We start from the raw sequence: 19,077 nt of genomic DNA, 5'->3' as shown, positions 1-19,077 counted from the left end.
CTCACCAGGGGACCGTGCGCGGCCCGATGACCTTGTACGCCAAAGGAAGTCGCGCCGGTCCCCGCAGGTTCACGTGCTCCCGGTAGGGCGGGGGATCGACGCTCAGGCGGGCGTCGGTCACGCGCTGGGCGAAGCGGGTGAGCGCGAGTTGGGCCTCCTGGCGGGCGAGGGGTGCGCCGAGGCAGAAGTGCGGGCCGAGGCCGAAGGCCAGATGGCGGGTGTCGCGGTCCGGATCGAAGACGTCCGGATCGGGGAAGGCCGCCGGGTCGCGGTTGGCGGCGGCGAGCAACGCGATGACGAGGTCGCCGCGCGCGATCTGGTCATCGCCGAGAGTGATGGCCTCGCGGGCGATGCGCGGCACCAATTGCACCGGCGGGTCGTAGCGCAGCGTCTCCTCGACGATCTTCGAGACGAAGCCGGGGTCGGCGCGCAAGGTGTCGAGGTGCCGGGGATGGCGCAGCAGGGCGAGCACCGCGTTGGCGATGAGGTTGACCGTCGTCTCGTGCCCGGCGAGCAGCAGCAACCCGCAGGTCGCGATCAGCTCTTCGTGCGTCAACGTATCGCCGCTGTCCTCGACGGCGATGAGAGCCGACAGCAGATCCGGACCCGGAGTCGCGCGGCGGGTGTGCGCCAGCCGATCGAAGTAGTCGTGGAGTTCGTTGTTGGCGCGCACCAGCTTTCCCGCATCGGGGCGATACGCGGCGGTGGAACTCGAGGTCGGATCCAGGGTGCGCGAGACCAGCGCGGACCACTCCCGCAGCCGAGGCTCGTCGTCGAGCGGTACACCGAGCAGCTCGCAGATCACCGTGATGGGCAGCGGATACGCGAGATCGGCGACGATATCGAGGGACCCCGCGGCGGTGGCACGGTCGAACGCGTCGTCCACGATGGTCTGGATGCGCGGACCGAGTCGGCGCACCACCGCCGGGCTGAACGCCGCGCTGACCAGCCGCCGCAATCGTGTGTGGTCGGGCGGATCGCGGAACAGAAAATGCGCCACCCCCGCCAATTCCCCCGCGCGTTCCCCGACGACATCGTGAATCGGCATCTCACCCATGGGGATGGCGGCATTCCGACGTTCGACGCTGGCCTCCGAATCCCGCAGCAGCGCAGCGCAATCCGCGTACGACGAGACCACGACCGTCGACGGCCCCAGTCGCGCGACACCGAGTTCTCGAATGCGCGCGAGCACCGGATAGGGATCGGCGCGCACGGCGGGATCCATTATGCGAGCGATCAATTCCGGCCCACGCGGAGCGCGAGCATCGGTGGCGGGTGTGGTCATGACGGAACTCCTCCCAGCGCCATAACCATAACTACGGTCGGGGCGTCCGCGCCGCCGATTGGGGTGGGCAGCAGTTCGTCGGGTGTCGATCTCTTCGGGGTTTCCGGTTTTGGGTTGTCAGGGGGTGGCTCGCCCTGCGAGAGAGTGTCTGCCGATGCGGGACAGGGCCGTGGGCAGGGTCGCCGCCAGTTCGCCCATCCCGCGAATGAGGGTGGTCAGGCGTTCTCTCGTGTCGGTGTGGGTGAAGTACTCCACGGTTCGGGCTGTGGCGCGCTGGCTGATCTGGGTGAAGGGCCGGACGCGTGCTTCGTAGTGGGCGAACGCCTGGGTGACGTCGGGCGTGGCCTGTAATTCGCGTGCCAAGGTCGATGTGCCGAGCAGGGCACCGTGGGCGCCCATGCCCGATAGGGGGTCGATGCAGTGCGCGGCGTCTCCGACGAGGACGACACGGCGGGTGTGCCAACGGGATTGACGTGTCTGGGCGAAGCGGGTGAGGCGGACCTCGGTCGCGGACGGGATAGCGTCGGCGAGGTTGGCGAGATCGTGTCCGGCCCGGTGGGCGATGACGCTGATCTGGCCGAGGAGTGCGGGTAGGTCGGGGTCTGCGGGGACGCGCAGGGCTGCGACGAGCAGGGTGCGGGCGGTGCCGGGGTAGGGGTAGATCTGCAGCAGGCTCCCCTCGCGGCCGACGACGACGGCCTTGTTGCCGGTCGTCATTTCCTGGTCCAGATTGATCCAGATGTGGCTGACGCCGTTGTGGTAGACGCTGTGCGAGTCGGGGGCGAGCATCATGCGGCGGACGGTCGAGTGGATGCCGTCGGCGCCGACCACGATGTCGAAGGCGTCGACCGTGCCGTCACTGAACCGGGCCCGGACCTCGTCGGCGTAGTGCTCTAGCGCGGTGAGCGAGATCCCCGGTCTCTGCTCCACGGCGTCAGGGACGTGAGCGAGGAGCGCGCCGATGAGTGGGCCGCGGTGGGCCAGCCGATACCCGCCGACATCGAGGGATGACGTGCGGGGCCGAGGTCGCCTTCCCAGGCGCAGGGATATCGCCGGTGCGGGAAAGCTCACCGCCTCCACGATCTCGGTAGCGCCCATGCGCTCCAGGATCGTCAGCGCGGTGCGGTCCAGTTGGATGAGATAGGCGCCGCGGCTGGTATCGCGGTTCTCCTCGACCAGGACGACGTCCCAGCCGGTCCGCTCCAGCCACCACGCGGCGGAACTTCCGGCGATGCCGCCCCCGACCACCAGTGCCCGCCTGTCAGCGCGGCCCTTGCTCGCGGCAGCCGGTGTGGAGTGGGTCATGACGCGTCCCTTCGCGTCGCGCCGCCGAGCAGCAACTCCACGACCATGGGGCTGAAGTCGTTGCGGGCCAACCGACCTTCGCTCACGGCCCAGCTCCCGGCGGTCAGCAGGCCATAGAGCGCCTCGGTGAGCCACACGGCGCTCAAGTCGAGGCGGAACGCGCCGCTTTCCTGGCCGCGGCGGAACAGGGCGGTGAGCCGCTCATCGATACGCCTCCAGCCCGGGTTCCGCTCCTCTCCCTCGAAGAGCTGGCTCTCGGAGTAGAGGAATGAGATGAGACCGACGCAGGGCTCGAGCGCACGAACCAACCGGCGTACCGCCTGATCAGCCGCGCCTTCCTCCAGCCGCGCCGCGTCGAGCGCGGCCTCGCACTCGAAGAGGCCGAATTCCTCCAAGGCTCGTACGAGAGCGTCACGGCCGGGGAAGTACCGGTTCAGGGTGGCCCGGCTGATGCCCGCGGCCCGGGCGACCTCTTCCGTGGTCGCCGAGGCCTTGCGTGTCAGCAGATCGGCCGCGGCGCGCAGGACATGATCACGATCGAAGCTCATGAGCCGAAGATACCTCATGTGAGACACAGATGTCTCTCATGAGACGTAGAGCACTCACACTTTCGGGCAATACAACGACCGCGTCAACCAATAACGTTGGGAGCCAAGCAAACTCGCAACCGGCGATTACCGCAGGCCGAACCCGCGATTCAGCCTCGGCGTCGCTCAGCGCGCGAATTCGAACCGCACGTCGGTGAGCTTCTCCGACTGGTCCCACAACCGTTGCGCCAGTTCGCGATCGCGCGAGGCCGGACTCGAGCTGACCGGGGCCGGGTGCCCGCGCAGGCCCAGCAGCCCGTCCGGCCCGTAGTAGCCGCCCGGCTCGACCTCGGCGGTCGCCGCGTAGAGCAGCGGCAGCGCGCCCATCTCGGGATTCTGGCCGGGATTGAGCCAGGGCAGGGCGGTGGTCACATAGTGCAGCGGCACCGTCACGAAGCGCATGGCCGAGCCGGTGCGCGTCATATCGGTATCGGCGAATCCGGGGTGCCCGGCCACTGACAGCAGCGGTGAACCCGCCTCGGTCAGTCGCCGCTGGAGTTCGTGGGCGAAGACGAGATTTGCGAGTTTGGACTGCGCGTAGGCCAGGTACCGGTGGTAGCCCCGCCGCTGCCAATCCAAATCGTCCACATCGATCGCCCCGATGAGGTGCGTGAGACTGCTCATCGACACGACCCGGCCCCGCAGCTGAGGCAGCAGGAGCCCGGTGAGCGCGAAATGCCCGAGATAGTTCGTCCCGATCTGCATCTCGAACCCATCCACGGTGCGCGCGAACGGAACCGCCATCACCCCGGCATTGTTGATCAGTACATCCGCGCCCTCGACCGAGTCCGCGAAGGCGTGCACGGAGGACAGATCGGCGAGATCCAACGGCCTTGCCTCGGCGCGCGGCCCGAGTTCGCGGGCGAACGCCTCGGCCTTGGTCATATTGCGACAGGCCAGAATCACCTCGGCTCCAGCGTCGTACAGCGCTCGTGCGATGGCGGCGCCGAGGCCGCCGTTGCCTCCGGTGACAATGTGCACGCGGCCGTGCTGATCAGGAATATCGCTGGCGGTCCATGGCGACATGGCGGCTCCCGGGAAAGACGGGGAGTCTCGTCGGCACGCGTCGTTGCGGTTCGGCGAAGAGCTCGAGACGTAGGCGTCTACCCCACGCTACCAACAAACCGCTTGGTTTGCTTGTGCGTCAACGCCTTTCACGCCTCTGCGGTCTCGACGGGCAAACCCGCGAGGGTCCACTCCAGCATGCCCTCCTCGAGGCGCTTCACCCCGCGCCCGGCGCGCTGCGCGATACGCGTTGCATCCGGTGCCATAACGCAATACGCGCCACGGCAATACGCCACGATCTCCCGATCCGCGGGCAACTCGGCAAGCCGCAGCGCGAGTTCGGAGAGTGGCACGCTGATGGCCCCGGGAATATGCCCGGCGGCGTACTCCTCGTGCGGCCGCACATCGATGAGCACGACCTCTCCCGCCGCACGCCGCCGCAGCAGTTCGTCGCGACTGATCGCATCCTCGGGCGCGCCGAGCACTGCCGCCGCGGCCGCCGCGACCTCGGCCAGATGCGCGTCCGCGACGCTCTGCACCAACGCGAACAACCGGGCGACATCACTTCCGGCGAGGCGATAGATCTGGCGGGTGCCCTCCCGCCGGGCCACCACCAGCCCACCCGCCTTGAGCGATTGCAGATTCGCCGAAGCCGTCGTCACATTCATGCCGGTAGCCGTCGCGATCGCCTCGACGGTCCGCTCACCTTGAGCGAGCAGATCGAGAATCTGCAGCCGCCGCCCATTGCCCAGCGCCTTGCCCACCCGGGCGATCTCCTCGAACAGTGCCGCTTTCCGTCCGCTCGGCTCACTCACGCTTGCTTCTCCAATACTCTTTGGAATAGCTTATTCCATAGTTCCTTGGAATAGTGTCGTCGGCCCCGATCGTATTCGCGGCGCGTGCGGCTACCCGCAGCGAAAGAACCGTCTCGTGCCCCACAGCGTCACCACCGCCGATGCCCAGCCCTCCGAGACCGCGCGAGCACAGCGGCGCGTGCTGCGGGTGTTGGTGTCGGCGCAGATCCTCAGCGGTGCCGGGCTGGCCGCCGGTATCACCGTCGGAGCCCTGCTGGCCCAGGACATGCTCGACTCCACTGGCCTGGCTGGGCTGCCCAGCGCGCTGTTCACGGCGGGTTCGGCGTTGGCCGCGGTCGCGGTGGGGCGGCTGTCCCAAGCCCGGGGGCGGCGGCCGGGTTTGGCCGTCGGGTATCTGACCGGTGCGGTGGGTAGCCTCGGCGTCATCGCCGCGGCCGTGCTCGAAAATCCCGTGGTGTTGTTCCTGGCGTTGTTCGTCTACGGGGCGGGCACCGCCACCAATCTCCAAGCCCGTTATGCGGGAGCCGATCTCGCCGATGCCGCGCATCGGGGGCGGGCGGTGTCGACGGTGTTGGTGGCCACGACGCTGGGCGGTGTCGTCGGCCCGAACCTCGCGGCCCCGACCGGCAGCCTCGCCGAGGCCCTCGGCATTCCGTATCTGGCCGGGCCGTTCCTGCTCGCGGCGCTCGCCTACGGCTTGGCCGCGCTCGTGCTGGCCGTGTGGCTGCGCCCGGACCCGCTGCTGCTGGCGCGCGAACTGGGTGCCGCGGAATCGGTCGGCACGCCAGTGGTGGCCGCCGATGCACCGGCGAAAGGGGCTGAGAAAGGTATTGCCGCAGGCGGTTTCGTCATGGCGGTGACCCAGCTGGTGATGGTCGCGATCATGACGATGACCCCGGTCCACATGCTCGCCCACGGCCACGGCACGGCGGCCGCCGGACTGGTGATCGCCATCCATGTCGGTGCCATGTATCTGCCCTCGCCGGTCACCGGCTGGCTGGTCGACCGCTACGGCCGCCTCCCCGTCGCCGCCGCCTCCGGCGTGACACTGTTGGCCGCTGGAGTGCTGGCCGCCCTCGCCCCTGGTGACTCCATCGCTCTACTCGCTCTGGCCTTGGCCCTGCTCGGTCTGGGCTGGAACCTGGGCCTCGTGGCGGGCACCGCCATCATCACCGATACCGTCCCCCTGGCCACCCGCGCCAAAACCCAAGGCGCGGTGGATGTCTCGATCGCCATCGCGGGGGCCACCGGCGGCATGGGATCCGGCCTCATGGTCGCCGCCACCAGCTACCCGACGCTCGCACTGGCCGGTGGACTGCTCGCCATGGCGGTCGTCCCGGCGGCCGCCCTCACCGCGCGGCAGCGCACCACCTGACCGGAGTGGTCGCGAGGGCACACGATTCGTCGCCGATGCGGCTGTGCCGCAGACCTTCCCGACCGCTCAGGCTCGAACTACGGTCACTCTCATGACGATTCGTCTGGAGGCCGCCGAACACCAGGTCGATGGTGTGCGGTGCGCCGTGTACGACAGCGCGCCCACCGGCTCCACGGAAGCCGTGGTCTTCGTGCACGGCAACCCCGGCCCCATGGACGACTGGGCGGAGCTGACACCGGAGATCACGGACTTCGCGCGGGTGATCGCCATGGATATGCCGGGTTTCGGGCGGTCGGAGCGGCCGCGCGGCTTCGATCACAGTGTGGTCGGGCATGCGCGGTTTCTGGGGCGTCTGCTCGATCAACTCGGCGTCGACCGCGCGCACCTGGTGTTGCACGACTTCGGTGGTCCGTGGGGATTGCGGTGGGGGCTGGACCATCTCGATCGTCTGGTCAGCCTCACGCTGATCAATACCGGCGTCCTCGACGGATACCGCTGGCATCGGTACGCGAAGATCTGGCAGACGCCGGTGGTGGGTGAGCTGTTCCAACTCGCCAGCGGCCCGCGCGCCATGCGTATCGCGCTGAACCGCGACAACCCGAAACCGCTGCCGCGCACCTATATCGATCGCGTCGACAGCTATGCGGACTGGGGACACAAGCGCGCGGTGCTCGAGGTCTACCGTGCCACGCGTGACCCCGGTGCGGCGTTCCCGGAGCGGAACCTCGGCATGCCCGCCACCGCGTTGCCGACCTGCGTGATCTGGGGTGACGGCGACCCCTACATTCCCGTCCGGTTCGCCCACCCGCAGCGAAACGTCTTCCCCGAGGCCGAGATTCACCTCCTCGAGGGGCTGGGCCATTGGCCGTTCATCGACGATCCCGAGGCGGTCGGCAAGCCCTTGACCGCATTCCTTCGCCGACACGTTCGGCCTTGAGCCGCAGCGTATTCGGCGCACTGTGACCGATCGCATCGTCTCCGACGCCACCGCGAGGAGGAGACTCGAAGTCGTGGAAGCTCTCACGATCACCGAGTGCGGGAGCGGACCGGCGGTCGCGTTCGTGCACGGGGGTGCTGGGCCGAGGACGACGTGGACCGGGCTGGAGTCGCTGTCCGCGCACTGGACGCTGTTGCTCGTGCACCGGCGCGGGTTCGGCACGAGTCCGCCGCCGGTGGGTGGGCGGCAGGATTTCGAGGTCGACGCCGACGATCTCGAGGCGGTGTTCCGCGAGCACCGCCCGCATGTGGTCGCCCACTCCTACGGGGTGCTCGGGACGTTGCTCGTCGCCGCGCGTGCGCCCGAGAGCGTGCGCTCGCTGACTCTGATCGAACCGCCCCTGTACTTCCTCGCCGCCAAGGATCCCGAGGTGGCACGGCTGCAGCGCATCGGCGACGAGGTGCTCACCCAGGGGCTCGACGCCGATCCGGACATCCTGCGCGAATTCCTCACACTCGCGGGAGCCCCCGACGTCGGAACCGAAGGTGTTTCGGATGCGGCCGTGCGCCGCGCGTGGGGCGGCCGCCTACCGGGTGAAGCCCGGCCCGATCTGGACGCGGTGCGCGCCGCCGGAATACCGGCGCTGGTCGCCTCCGGCGGACATCTCCCGGCGCTGGAAAGCATCTGCGACGGCCTCGCCGACGCACTCGGGGCGCGGCGGCTCATCGCACCGGGTGCGGGCCATTTCGTCCCGGCGGCACCCGGTTTCGCCGACCAACTGACGCGGTTTCTCGCCTCGGCCCACCGGCGTGCGCCGCGATAACGTTTCGCGATCGTTCGCGCCAGTGCGCCTCGAGGGCTTTGCTGGGCGATGGCCGTGGGGGAGGATGGACGGGCGGCGCGTCGCGCGCCGCGATCTCTTCTGAGTGTGTTCGGCGACCTGTTCCCGCTACGCAGGAGGACGACGATCCATGCTGACTTCCCGGAATTCCCGCCCCGCCCTCATCGCCGCCGTGCTCGGCGCGACCTGTGCGGCCGTCGTATCGGCCGCGACCCCGGCCCACGCCGCCAATTCCATCGATATCACCGGTGTCGGTCCGGCCAATGTCGGCGTCGACTACAGCTGCGACGCCTCGGCCGGAGTGGTCGCGGTCAAAGCGCTGGTGGGCGACCCCAATGCCGAAAGCCCCTCGGCCAGCGGCACGCAGAGCGCCGTCACCTGTGACGGCAGCAGTCAGGCGACCGTGGTGACCCTCGTGGGTGCGAATGGTTCGAACGCGCCGCTGTCGGCGGGGCAGACGGTGCAGGTGCGGGTGGCGCTGGTCGACAGCGGCGACACCGTGGTGAGCGGAACGGCGAATGTGTTCACGCTCGGTTAGCAAGAAGAGAACATTACTCGTTTCCCTTTTCAAGGTATAACGCAACCGCCCACTTGCCGCAAGACCCCGGGTATGCCGCAGAATCGCTGCCCTAGGCCAGAATCCGCGCAAATGGGAGTGCAATACATGCGAGTAGTGGAAACCGACGTGATCGTGGTGGGCGCTGGCCCGACGGGCCTGATGCTGGCCAACGAATTGCGTCTGGTCGGCGTGCGGACACTCGTCCTGGAGAAGTACCCCCAGCCTCGGGAGACCCCGAAGGCCAGCGGGCTGGGCGGACGCATCCTCGAACTGCTGCGGTACCGAGGTCTGCTGGAGCGTTTCGAAGCCGCGGGCGGTCCGTACCCGCCTTCCCGATTCCCGTTCGGCGGTGTGTATCTCGACCTCACCCAGATGGCGGACGCGCCCATGCGGGCGCTGGCGATTCCGCAGCTGGCGATCGAGCAGGTGCTGGCCCAGCGCGCCGAGGAACTCGGCGCCGAGATTCGACGCGGACACGAAGTGGTCGGATTCGACCAGGACGACGACACCGTCGCCGTCGACGTGCGCGGACCGGAGGGCCCGTACCAGGTGACGGCGCGCTATCTGGTCGGCTGCGATGGCGGCCGCAGCCCGATTCGCGCGCTGGCCGGTATCGAGTTCTCCGGCACCACGCTGATCGAGGTCAACCGACTGGCTCAGGTCACCACGCCGGATTCGGTGACGGTGCACGACAACGGCGATCTCGAAGCGCCCGGGATCGGTCGGATCGCGGCGGGCTTCACCCGAACCGACCGCGGCCAGTTCGCGATTCACGCCACGCCGGAGATCCTGTTCCTGCAGACCTCCGAGGACGAGGGCCGCGACTACGACAACGACGAGCCGCTGACCCTGCCCGAGGTGCAGGAGAGCATTCGACGCGTCCTCGGCGCGGATCTGCCGCTGGGAGATCCGATGCGGTTGTCGCGCTACGTTTTTCAAGATCGCCAGGCCGAGCGGTACCGCGCGGGTAGGGTGCTGGTCGCCGGTGACGCCGCGCACCTGTTCCCGGCCACCGGCACCGCGCTCAATGTCGGCATGACCGACACCGTCAATCTGGCCTGGAAGCTGGCCGCCGCGGTCGAGGGCTGGGCTCCGGACGGCCTGCTCGAGACCTACCACGACGAACGTCATTTCGCCGGTGCGCGCGCCCGGCTACAGACGCGTGCGCAGGTGGCTTTGCGCCGCGGCGGCGATCCGGCGGCCGACGCGCTGCGCACGGTCGTGGAGGAACTGCTCACCGACGCGTCGGCGCAGCAGCGGCTGGGAGCCCTGGTCGGCGGCACCGATATTCGCTATCCGATGCCCGGCACGGATCAGCACGCGTTGGCGGGCACCTTCGCCAGCGACCGCACGCTGCACACCGACGCGGGTGTCACCAGCGTCGCCGAGCTCATGCGCGACGCGCGCCCGGTCCTGCTCGACCTCGCCGACCGAGCGGAGCTGCGGGAGGTCGCGCGGGAATGGTTGCCGCGCATCGACATTGTCACCGCGAAGACCGATGACCGACCGGCCGACGCGCTGCTGATCCGCCCGGACGCCTACATCGCCTGGGCCGCGAGCGGCGACGAGGCCACCGATACCGCCGCACTGCGGGAGGCGCTCGCCACGTGGTTCGGCGAGCCGGTGCGGGCGAGCTAGCGGTCCGGTGCGACAGCGGGAGTCGTCGCACCGCAACGCCTTCCGCCGTCCCGGTCGACGCTTCTCGTCAGAGTGCGTCGACCGGGGTTTCGCAGCTCGCGGGCGGATCGACCAGGCCGCAGTCGGAGACTTCCCGCACCGGCCGGTAGTCGAGGGGCAGCCCGTCGGCGGTGATGATGCGGCGGTAGGCGTCCACCGCGTCGGTGGGCACCCGCGTCAGCTCCGGATCGTTCTGCACATCCACGGTGTAGAGGCCGAAACGCGGTGCGTAGGAACCCCATTCGTAGTTGTCGGTGATCGACCAGTAGTTGTAGCCGATGATGTTCATGCCATCGGATTTGGCGCGTTGAATCCAGTAGACGGTGTCGCGCAGATGGTCGGCGCGGGTGTAGCCGTCGGCGCGCGGGTTGCCGTTCTCGGTGGGCATGCCGTTCTCGACGATATAGAGCGGCTTGTCCGGGAACTTGCGCGAATAGTGTTGCAGCGCATAGTAGATGCCCTCCGGCCGCACCGGCAGGTCCCACATGCCCTGCGGCGGCGGGACCGAGCCGTCGGGGCGGTGCGCGGCGACCTGGTCCGGCGGCTGGTAGCCGAAGTAGTAGTCCACGCCGATGAAGTCGAGCTGTTCGCCGATACGGTCCATGAGTGGGCCGTTCACCTCGGCCTCGGCCCCCGCCACGTAGCCGACATTGCTGGTGACCCGCGCACCGGGCTGCACCCGATGGATGTAGCCGTAGATATCGTTGTGCGCCTGCGCGATTCGATCCAGCATCTGTCCGGCGTCGGTGCCGTTGTGGCGGACCTCGTGCATGATGTAGGCGACCGGCTCGTTCACGGTGACCCACACCGGATTCCAGTCCGCGTAGCGGTCCACGACCCGGCGGGCATTGGTGAGCCAGTCCTCCACCATGGCCGGATCCTGCCAGCCGCCGCGATCGGCCGCCCACCCCGGATAGACCCAGTGGTCGAGGGTGAGCATGGGTTGCATTCCGGCGTCGAGAATCGCGGCGACCACCGCGTCGTAGTAGCGGAACGCCTGTTCGTCCCACACCCCGGGTTCGGGCTGGACGCGCGCCCATTCGATGCCGATGCGGAAGACCTTCGCGCCCAGATGGGCGGCGAGGGCGATATCCGAGGCGTAGCGGTGATAGAAGTCGACCGATTCCCCGTAGGGCTCATAGCCCTTCTCGTCGATGTAGCGCAGCCAGTTGCTGTCGGGCGCGTTGCCCTCGGACTGGAAACCCGAGGCCGCCACGCCCCACAGGAAATCCTCGCCGAGTACGCTGCGAGTCGCCGCGGCCGCGGGTGCCGGATTCACCGTGGCGAGGCCGGTCACCAGCAGAAAGGCCGCGGTCGCGGCGAGTCCGGTCTGAACGGTGCGGCGCGGCCGTGATCGCATCGGGACTCCTGTTTCCGGGACAATCTCCTGGCTGGCCAAACCGTTGGACCGCTTGGTTTGGAGTCGCCTTCCGGAAAGAGTAGCTGTCAGATAGCTGAATCTCGGTGCAGCCGCGCGCGTGTCGTCGGTTTCCGTACCGTCGCGTCACCGTGGCACGGTCACCGGCTCCGAACAGCTCGAGGGCGCGTCCACCAGCGAGCAGGTCGCCGGAGCACGGGTCGGCAGGTAATCCGCCGGAACGCCGCCGTCGCGTGTGATGGCCCGGTAGGCGTCCACGGCGTCGGTGGGTCGGCGCGTCAGGTTCGGATCGGTCAGCACGTCGACGGTGTAGAGGCCGAAACGCGGTGTGTAGGAACCCCATTCGTAGTTGTCGGTGAGGCTCCAATAGTTGTAGCCCATGATGTTCATGCCGTCGGCCTTGGCGCGCTGGATCCAGTAGATGGTGTCGCGCAGATCGTCCCCGCGCAGATACCCGTCGGCGCGCGGCAGTCCGTTCTCGGTGGGCATGCCGTTCTCCACGATATATAGCGGCTTACCGGGGAACATGCGGGCGAAATGGCGCAGCGCGTAGTAGATCCCATCGGCCTGCAACGGCATCTTCCACAGCTGCGAGAGCGCGTTCGGGGCCGCCGTCAGCGAATCGGGGGACAGGCCGTAGTAGTAGTCGATGCCGACGTAGTCCAACCGCGCGGCGATGCCGTTCAGCATCGCGCCGTTGATGGCATTGTCGACAGAGGGAATGTAGGCCACATTGCTGGTGACCATGGAGCCGGGCCGCACCTGGTGGATGTAGTCGTAGATCCCGTTGTGCGCGGCGATGAGTCGCTCCTGCATGGCCGGAATGTCGGTGGCGGCCAACCCGCCGTTGCGGGTCTCGTTCATCAGGTACATGGCCGGTTCGTTGATGGTGACCCACAGCGGATTCCGAGCGGCGTAGCGGTCCACCACTTTTCGCATATTCGTCAGCCAGTCGTCGAGCATGGCCGGATTGCTCCACCCGCCGCGATCGAGCTCCCAGCCCGGGTACACCCAGTGGTCCAGGGTGAGCATGGGCCGCATGCCCGCCGCCTCGATGGCGTCGATGACCGCGTCGTAGAACCGGAATCCGGCCTCGTCCCACACACCCGGACTCGGTTGCAGGCGCGCCCATTCGATGCCGATGCGGTAGACGTTCACGCCCAGGTTCTTCGCCAGCGCGATATCGGAGGCGTAGCGGGTGTAGAAGTCGACGCTGTCGCCGTAGCGGTCGTAGTCGGGGTGGCTGGCGATGTAGCGGGTCCAATTGCTGTCGGGCGCATGGCCTTCGGACTGGAATCCGGAAGCCGATACGCCCCAATAGAAGTCGTCGCCCAGCGGCGGCACGGTCGATGGGGCGGGCGCCGCCGCGGCCGATCCGGTGGCGGCGAGTAGCGCGGCCCCGGCGAGGGCGGCGAGGACCTGACGGCGGGTGTGCGGGCGCATGGGACTCCTCGTCCGAACGGCGGATTCTGGCAGGGCCAAGCTAGTCGGTCGGCGCGGTCGGACCCGGCCACGCCGATCCGGCGTGTCGCCCTGTCGCGAAGGGTACTGGGCATTCGTCCAAAAATGTGGGCCAACACGAGAAGTTCCCGTGGAACGGTTGTGTGGGACTCCGAGTCCCATATATTCTCGATAGTGACGCGCCGACCGTTCGACTCACCGGTCGGCCCGAACGAGGAGACATCGATGACGCTGTCGCAATCGGTTGGCGAACTGTTCGACCAGGACTACCGGGACGCGCTGGCGACCCTGTCCGAGGGCTCGGTTCACCGCCGTTTCGATCCCTATCTGGATATCGATTGGGACGCACCGGAATTCGCGATCGACCCCAACGATCCGCGGTGGGTGCTCTCGCCGGAATACGATCCGCTCGGCGCGACGCGCTGGTATCAGGAGCTGCCGCTGGAGCGGCAGATCGAGATCGGCAAATGGCGTATAGCCAATGTCATCAAGGTCGGCGCGGCCTTCGAGAGCGTGCTCATTCGCGGCATGATGCAGTACATCATGAAGCTGCCCAACGGTTCTCCGGAGTTCAGGTACTGCCTGCACGAGATGACCGAGGAATGCAACCACATCCAGATGTTCCAGGAGCTGGTGAACCGCATCGGCGTGGATGTGCCCGGTATGCGGCGGCTGTTCAAGGCGCTCTCGCCGTTCATCGGTGTCGCCGGTGGGTACGCGCACGTCATTCTGTTCATCGGCATTCTCGGTGGCGAGGAGCCCATCGACCACTATCAGAAGGCGCTCATTCGCGACGGCGACTCGGTGCCGCCCGCAGTGCTGCGCACCATGGAGATTCACATCGCCGAGGAGGCGCGCCACATCTCGTTCGCGGGGGAGTTCCTCGCCGCGCACCTGGCGCATATGAACGCCGCGTCGAAGGCGGTGTGCGCGGTGGCTTTTCCGCTCGCCATGCGCTGGCTGGCCGGGGAGATCATGTCGCCGCCGCGCTCGTTCGCGCGGCAGTTCGACATTCCCGACGAGGTCATGCGCGAGGCGTTCTGGGGCGCTCCGCAGTCGCGCCGCATTCTGTCGGGCTACTTCGGTGATATGCGCAAGCTCGCCACCGATCTGGGGTTGATGAATCCGGTCACCAAGCAACTGTGGGCGTTGATGCGCATCGACGGTGCGCCGTCGCGGTATCGCAGCGAGCCGGAGCGCGGGACGCGGCGTTAAGGTGCGGCGAGCTCGCTGAGCACCTCGAGCAGTGGGCGGTCCGGATCCAGGGCGAGGTCGTGGTCGCGGGCCACGGCGTCGAGCAGGCTCCAGGCGTATCCGGTGACCGTGGTGATGAGGTCCGCGCGGCTCAGGGCGGGTTCGGGATCGCGGGTCCACCGGGTCACCGTCGCCTCGACCATGGACACGATGGCGAAGGTCATGGTGTCGACGGCCGGTTCGTCGACCACGCCGACCACACCGGCCAGGCCGGAGACCAGATCGCGGGTGCGGGCCGCGATGGCGGTGGCGAGGCTGGTGGCGGCATCGAGATCGTCCGGATCGCCGACGGCGGGGCCTTTGCGCAGGAAATCGTGCAGCCGCTGATGGTTCTCGAACCAGTCCACGACCGTGTCGACGGCACGGGTGAGGATTTCGCGAATGGAGCCGAACGCCACGTTCAGCGCGTCGTCCAGGGTGTCGGTGAAGCGCTCGCACACCGCGGTCCGCACTCGTCGATCGAGTTCGTCGCGGCCGGAGAACTGCCGGTACACCACCGATTTCGCCAATCCGGCGCGTTCGGCGATCTGCTGCATGGACACCTCGGCTCCGGCCGGGGTCTCCTCGAGCAGTTCGATGGTCGCGGCGACGAGGAGTTCGCGTCTGCTCTCGTTGTGCGGCTGCCAGCGGGCCTGCCGCCCACCGAGGGCGGTCGACGCGGTGGTTTCGGCGCTCGACACCGCCCGAGTCTAAAACATTGAAGATGCGGCCCTGGGTCTCGCGCGGTCAGCGGCGGATGGCGTGGACCACGCGGGGGCCAGCGCGCTCGGGCTTGTGGGGAAGGTCGAGGTAGCGTGCGGCGAGAGTCGCGGTATCGACGTCGGCGAGTACATCGAAACCGTTGTCGCACAAGGGTGTTGCCACGTCGGTGCGGTCGAAGACGATCTGTGTGCCGGACGCCAGGGTACCGGCGTAGCGGAGCGTGGTGCCCAGTGCGGGCGCATCGTCGAGCCAGATGAGAAACGACGGTTTCCGCGAGTCGAAATCCACTGCGGCCAGGGCGTGTTCGAGGTCCGGATGTCGCACCTCGAACACTCGGACGTGCGGATAGGGGTTGTGACGGGCGAAGGTGTCCAGACAGGGGCCGTGCAGCACCACCTGGTCGATACCCGCCGACACCGCCTCGGCCAGGCGGTCCTCGGCGAAACGGCACCGGGCGATGGTGAACAGGCGTCGCAGTGCGCGTTCACTGCGTACACGGGGTGGGGCCGCGGCGGTGGTCATGGGAGTGCCTTCGCCTCAGCGGCCCGGCGGCTTGGGCCAGCCGGGCATGTGCGGCGGCATCATGTCCGAGAAGTCCGGCATGGGCGGCATTTTCGGCAGCGGCGGCATCTCGGGCATGGGTGGCATCGGCGGGGGAGTCACGAATCCGCCGCCACCGCCGAAGCGCTGGAACGCGGCCTGTCGGGAGGTGCCGAACAATTCGCCGACCTCGGCCCAGGTGTGGCCCTCGGCGCGCGCCTGCTGCACCAGCGTGCGCAGGACATCGTCGACCACGCCGTCGAGGCTGCGAGCGGCGCGCAGGGCGGCCATGACGGAGGTGGCCGGTTTGCCGTCGGCCGGGTGCAGTACCTCGGCGACGAGTTCGGCGTTGGCGGACAGGAGTTTCGCGAGAATCGCGCGCTCTTCGGCGGGGTCGCGGGGGTGGGTTTCATCCATGTGTAAATGTTGCCTTGACACCATGAGCCGTGTCAAGGATGGGTTTACATCATGATCGTTTGATGGTCGGCAGCACGGAATCATCCGATGGAGTGACTGGTCGCCGAGGCGGCGGATTTCGCGATAGCCGTCGGCACCGAACGGTCCGACGAATCCCTTCCCTTTTCAACATATATCGCACCCGGGGGCTTGCGGCAAGGCCCCGGGGATGGCGCAGAATCGCTGGTCGATGTCGGAAGCTGCGGAATGGAGGCCTGTGTCTATCCAGGGATACGAGGACGAATTGCGGGCCGAGCGCGGCTATGTGGCGGGCCTCTACGCGCGGCTCGATGCCGAGCGCGCGCGGGTGAAGGGACAGTACGGGGCGGCCTTGCGGGGACACGGCGGCACGCTCGTGGACCGCGATGCCGAGGTGCGTGCGCTGGCCAAGGAGGTCAAGCGCCTCGACGTGGCCGACAACGGGCTGTGCTTCGGGCGGCTGGACACGCTCTCGGGCGAGCACTCCTACATCGGCCGCATCGGGATCTACGACGAGGCCGACGAGTTCGAACCCCTGCTGCTCGATTGGCGGGCACCGGCGGCGCGGGCGTTCTACACGGCCACCGGCGCGAACCCGGAGGGTATGCGTCGGCGTCGGCAGTTCCATACCCGCGGGCGCGAGGTGGTCGATTTCACCGACGAGGTGCTCGGTCGCCCGGGCGGCGAGGAGCGTGGGGACGCGGCGCTGCTCGCTGCGGTCAACGCGCCGCGCGGTCAGGGCATGCGCGATATCGTCGCGACGATCCAGGCCGAGCAGGATCGGATCATTCGGCTCGACCATCCGGGTGTGCTGGTGATCGAGGGTGGGCCGGGTACCGGTAAGACCGTGGTGGCACTGCATCGTGTGGCGTATCTGCTCTACACGCAGCGCAAGCAGATCGAACGCCATGGCGTGCTCGTGGTGGGGCCGAATCCGGCGTTCCTGCACCACATCGGGCGCGTGCTGCCGTCGCTGGGTGAATCCGATGTGGTGTTCATGACGACCGGCGACTTCGTGCCCGGACTGCGCGTCACCGCCGAGGACGGGCCGGAGGCGGCGCGGGCCAAGGGGTCGTTGAAGATTCTGGAGGTGCTCGCGGCGGCCATCGCGGATCGCCAGCGGGTGCCGGAGGAGCCGCTGCCGATCGAATTGTCCGATGTGGCGCTGCGGATCGATGCCGAGACCGCGGAGTGGGCCAGGGAAGAGGCGCGCGGTAGCGGGCTGCCGCACAATGCCGCGCGGGCGGTGTTCCGCGAGATCATCACCTATGTGCTCACCGAACGCGCGATCGCCCGGATCGGCAAGGGCTGGTTGACCCGGTCGGACCGGGAGGCGTGGGAGCAGATGCGCGAGGATCTGCTCGCCGAACTCGCCGAACACGACGCCTTCACCGCGGCTCTCGATGAGCTGTGGCCGGTGTTGACGCCGGAAACCCTGTTGGCGCAGCTGTATTCGTCGCGGGAGCGGTTGCGTGCGGCGGGCGCCGACGAGGCGCTGTGGCGGGCCGACGGCGTGGCGTGGACGGTCTCGGATGTGCCACTGTTCGACGAGTTGGTCGATCTGCTCGGTCGCGACAAGTCCGAGGACGACGCCGCCGAGCGCGAGCGTCGCGCCCAGGCCGAATACGCCGCCGGTGTGCTGGATCTCATGACCGGCCGCGAGGATTCCATGGACGACGAGGACCACCTCTACGCCACCGACCTGCTCTACGCCGAGGATCTCGCCGAGCGTTTCCTCGAACGCGATACCCGCGAACTCGTCGAACGCGCCGCCGCGGACCGGGATTGGACCTACCGTCATATCGTGGTCGACGAGGCGCAGGAGCTGTCCGAAATGGATTGGCGCGTCCTCATGCGCCGCTGTCCCGGTCGGTCCTTCACCGTGGTCGGCGACCTGGCCCAGCGTCGCTCCGCTGCCGGAGCCACGTCCTGGGGCGCGATGCTCGACCCGTACGTGCCCAACCGCTGGGTGTATCGCTCCTTGACGGTGAACTACCGCACCCCGGCGGAGATCATGACGGTCGCCGCCGGAGTGCTCGCCGAGTTCGCGCCGGGCGTCCAGCCACCGGAATCGGTCCGCGCCTGCGGCGTGAGCCCTTGGTCCCGGCAGCTCCCCGAGGCCGAATTCGCCGCTGCCATCGAGGAATTCGAGCGCGAGGAAGCCACTCGCGAAGGCACCAGCATCGTCATCGGTCCGCCGGGCCTGCCCGGTACGGTGCCCGCCTCGGAAACCAAGGGCCTCGAATTCGACGCCGTCCTCGTCGTGGAACCGGAGCGCATTCTCGCCGACGGCCCACGCGGCGCGGCCGAACTCTACGTGGCCCTGACCCGTGCCACCCAACGCCTCGGCGTCCTGCACCAGAACCCCCTGCCGCCCATGCTCTCCGGCCTCACCGAAATCCAGGAGCGATCCCCATGGAACAGCACGTCATCACCGAAATCCTGAACCGCCCACTCAGCCGGGAACTGTTGTCCCGCGACGTGACTCGCCTGGCCTACGTCGCCTTGGACGGCACGCCCCGCAGCATCCCGATCTCCTTCACCTGGAACGGCACCGAAATCGTCCTCTGCACCACCAAGAACGCCCCGAAACTCCCCGCCCTGCGCAAGAACCCGATGGTGGCCCTCACCATCGACACCGAGGTCCACCCACCCGCCATCCTGCTCCTGCGCGGCCGCGCCGAACTCGACGTCGTCGACGGCATCCCCGACGAATACCTGCAAATCAACGGCAGCTACCAGATGACCCCCGAACAACGCGTCACATGGGAAGCCGAAGTCCGCTCCCTCTACGACGGCATGGTCCGCATAGTCATCACCCCCACTTGGGCCAAACTCATCGACTTCGACAACACCCTCCCCACCGCCGTCGAGGAACTCATCCGCCAACGCGCCGAACGCGAAAACACCTGAGCCTCCGG

General features: G+C 68.1%; 18 protein-coding genes. 8 read left to right on the top strand and 10 right to left on the bottom strand.

What is annotated here, in order from left to right; translation table 11 throughout:
- Position 1: 1 nt before the first annotated feature.
- The 5 genes from ACIBH2_RS03030 to ACIBH2_RS03010 form a co-directional block, all read right to left on the bottom strand.
- The gene (locus tag ACIBH2_RS03030; protein WP_397112805.1) at positions 2-1,285 is read right to left on the bottom strand and encodes a cytochrome P450; all 1,284 of its coding nucleotides are present in this window, start codon (positions 1,283-1,285) and stop codon (positions 2-4) included.
- Positions 1,286-1,402: 117 nt separating this feature from the next.
- The gene (locus ACIBH2_RS03025; protein WP_397112803.1) at positions 1,403-2,590 is read right to left on the bottom strand and encodes an FAD-dependent oxidoreductase; all 1,188 of its coding nucleotides are present in this window, start codon (positions 2,588-2,590) and stop codon (positions 1,403-1,405) included.
- Positions 2,587-3,138 carry a TetR/AcrR family transcriptional regulator gene (locus ACIBH2_RS03020; protein WP_397112801.1) on the bottom strand — a complete coding sequence of 184 codons (552 nt, stop codon included), beginning with the start codon at positions 3,136-3,138 and terminating at the stop codon, positions 2,587-2,589. Before ACIBH2_RS03020 ends, ACIBH2_RS03025 begins: the two co-directional genes overlap by 4 nt.
- A gap of 165 nt (positions 3,139-3,303) precedes the next feature.
- Entirely contained in the window at positions 3,304-4,203 is a 900-nt protein-coding gene (locus ACIBH2_RS03015; protein ID WP_397112799.1) for an oxidoreductase, read from the bottom strand.
- Positions 4,204-4,331: 128 nt separating this feature from the next.
- Positions 4,332-4,997, bottom strand: a complete 666-nt coding sequence (locus ACIBH2_RS03010) for an ArsR/SmtB family transcription factor (protein ID WP_397112797.1) — start codon at positions 4,995-4,997, stop codon at positions 4,332-4,334.
- Positions 4,998-5,112: 115 nt separating this feature from the next.
- Here ACIBH2_RS03010 and ACIBH2_RS03005 point away from each other — a divergent pair, with 115 nt between their 5' ends.
- From ACIBH2_RS03005 to ACIBH2_RS02985, 5 genes are all read left to right on the top strand, one after another.
- On the top strand, positions 5,113-6,372 hold the full coding sequence (locus ACIBH2_RS03005) for an MFS transporter (RefSeq protein WP_397112795.1): 1,260 nt from the start codon (positions 5,113-5,115) through the stop codon (positions 6,370-6,372).
- A gap of 91 nt (positions 6,373-6,463) precedes the next feature.
- Complete coding sequence (locus tag ACIBH2_RS03000) at positions 6,464-7,309, top strand: alpha/beta fold hydrolase (RefSeq protein WP_397112793.1); 846 nt, start codon at positions 6,464-6,466, stop codon at positions 7,307-7,309.
- A 73-nt stretch (positions 7,310-7,382) separates the two neighbouring features.
- Entirely contained in the window at positions 7,383-8,132 is a 750-nt protein-coding gene (locus ACIBH2_RS02995) for an alpha/beta fold hydrolase (RefSeq protein ID WP_397112791.1), read from the top strand.
- A 148-nt stretch (positions 8,133-8,280) separates the two neighbouring features.
- Positions 8,281-8,688, top strand: coding sequence for a hypothetical protein (locus ACIBH2_RS02990; RefSeq protein WP_397112789.1), 408 nt, complete (start codon positions 8,281-8,283; stop codon positions 8,686-8,688).
- A gap of 126 nt (positions 8,689-8,814) precedes the next feature.
- Entirely contained in the window at positions 8,815-10,347 is a 1,533-nt protein-coding gene (locus ACIBH2_RS02985; protein ID WP_397112787.1) for an FAD-dependent monooxygenase, read from the top strand.
- A gap of 67 nt (positions 10,348-10,414) precedes the next feature.
- On the opposite strand, the gene ACIBH2_RS02980 is transcribed toward ACIBH2_RS02985, so the two are convergent.
- Positions 10,415-11,746 carry a family 1 glycosylhydrolase gene (locus ACIBH2_RS02980; RefSeq protein ID WP_397112785.1) on the bottom strand — a complete coding sequence of 444 codons (1,332 nt, stop codon included), beginning with the start codon at positions 11,744-11,746 and terminating at the stop codon, positions 10,415-10,417.
- Between the two features lie 144 nt (positions 11,747-11,890).
- Positions 11,891-13,207, bottom strand: coding sequence for a family 1 glycosylhydrolase (locus ACIBH2_RS02975; protein ID WP_397112783.1), 1,317 nt, complete (start codon positions 13,205-13,207; stop codon positions 11,891-11,893).
- A gap of 243 nt (positions 13,208-13,450) precedes the next feature.
- On the opposite strand from ACIBH2_RS02975, the gene ACIBH2_RS02970 reads away from it, so the two are divergent.
- Complete coding sequence (locus ACIBH2_RS02970) at positions 13,451-14,440, top strand: diiron oxygenase (protein WP_397112781.1); 990 nt, start codon at positions 13,451-13,453, stop codon at positions 14,438-14,440.
- Here ACIBH2_RS02970 and ACIBH2_RS02965 read toward each other — a convergent pair.
- The 3 genes from ACIBH2_RS02965 to ACIBH2_RS02955 are packed head-to-tail and all read right to left on the bottom strand — an operon-like array spanning position 14,437 to position 16,138.
- Positions 14,437-15,159, bottom strand: coding sequence for a TetR/AcrR family transcriptional regulator (locus ACIBH2_RS02965; protein ID WP_397112779.1), 723 nt, complete (start codon positions 15,157-15,159; stop codon positions 14,437-14,439). The two genes, ACIBH2_RS02970 and ACIBH2_RS02965, sit on opposite strands and share 4 nt — an antisense overlap.
- A gap of 46 nt (positions 15,160-15,205) precedes the next feature.
- Positions 15,206-15,703: a class I SAM-dependent methyltransferase gene (locus ACIBH2_RS02960; protein WP_397112777.1), complete on the bottom strand. Its 498-nt coding sequence runs from the start codon at positions 15,701-15,703 to the stop codon at positions 15,206-15,208.
- 15 nt (positions 15,704-15,718) lie between these two features.
- The gene (locus ACIBH2_RS02955; protein WP_397112775.1) at positions 15,719-16,138 is read right to left on the bottom strand and encodes a hypothetical protein; all 420 of its coding nucleotides are present in this window, start codon (positions 16,136-16,138) and stop codon (positions 15,719-15,721) included.
- Between the two features lie 256 nt (positions 16,139-16,394).
- On the opposite strand from ACIBH2_RS02955, the gene helR reads away from it, so the two are divergent.
- A complete protein-coding gene (gene helR / locus ACIBH2_RS02950; protein WP_397112773.1) occupies positions 16,395-18,602 on the top strand; it encodes an RNA polymerase recycling motor ATPase HelR in 2,208 nt (735 codons plus the stop codon).
- Entirely contained in the window at positions 18,572-19,069 is a 498-nt protein-coding gene (locus tag ACIBH2_RS02945; RefSeq protein WP_397112771.1) for a pyridoxamine 5'-phosphate oxidase family protein, read from the top strand. Before helR ends, ACIBH2_RS02945 begins: the two co-directional genes overlap by 31 nt.
- Positions 19,070-19,077: the final 8 nt, after the last annotated feature.

The organism is Nocardia sp. NPDC050406, assembly GCF_044459025.1.
In the GTDB taxonomy this organism is placed as follows: Bacteria; Actinomycetota; Actinomycetes; order Mycobacteriales; family Mycobacteriaceae; genus Nocardia.
This window is presented reverse-complemented; position numbering and strand designations above follow the sequence as displayed.

Coding starts and splice junctions, on each gene's coding strand:
- ACIBH2_RS03030 (WP_397112805.1), bottom strand. CDS start 1,285: ATGACCACACCCGCCACCGATGCTCGCGCTCCGCGTGGGCCGGAATTG.
- ACIBH2_RS03025 (WP_397112803.1), bottom strand. CDS start 2,590: ATGACCCACTCCACACCGGCTGCCGCGAGCAAGGGCCGCGCTGACAGG.
- ACIBH2_RS03020 (WP_397112801.1), bottom strand. CDS start 3,138: ATGAGCTTCGATCGTGATCATGTCCTGCGCGCCGCGGCCGATCTGCTG.
- ACIBH2_RS03015 (WP_397112799.1), bottom strand. CDS start 4,203: ATGTCGCCATGGACCGCCAGCGATATTCCTGATCAGCACGGCCGCGTG.
- ACIBH2_RS03000 (WP_397112793.1), top strand. CDS start 6,464: ATGACGATTCGTCTGGAGGCCGCCGAACACCAGGTCGATGGTGTGCGG.
- ACIBH2_RS02990 (WP_397112789.1), top strand. CDS start 8,281: ATGCTGACTTCCCGGAATTCCCGCCCCGCCCTCATCGCCGCCGTGCTC.
- ACIBH2_RS02985 (WP_397112787.1), top strand. CDS start 8,815: ATGCGAGTAGTGGAAACCGACGTGATCGTGGTGGGCGCTGGCCCGACG.
- ACIBH2_RS02980 (WP_397112785.1), bottom strand. CDS start 11,746: ATGCGATCACGGCCGCGCCGCACCGTTCAGACCGGACTCGCCGCGACC.
- ACIBH2_RS02975 (WP_397112783.1), bottom strand. CDS start 13,207: ATGCGCCCGCACACCCGCCGTCAGGTCCTCGCCGCCCTCGCCGGGGCC.
- ACIBH2_RS02970 (WP_397112781.1), top strand. CDS start 13,451: ATGACGCTGTCGCAATCGGTTGGCGAACTGTTCGACCAGGACTACCGG.
- ACIBH2_RS02960 (WP_397112777.1), bottom strand. CDS start 15,703: ATGACCACCGCCGCGGCCCCACCCCGTGTACGCAGTGAACGCGCACTG.
- ACIBH2_RS02955 (WP_397112775.1), bottom strand. CDS start 16,138: ATGGATGAAACCCACCCCCGCGACCCCGCCGAAGAGCGCGCGATTCTC.
- ACIBH2_RS02945 (WP_397112771.1), top strand. CDS start 18,572: ATGGAACAGCACGTCATCACCGAAATCCTGAACCGCCCACTCAGCCGG.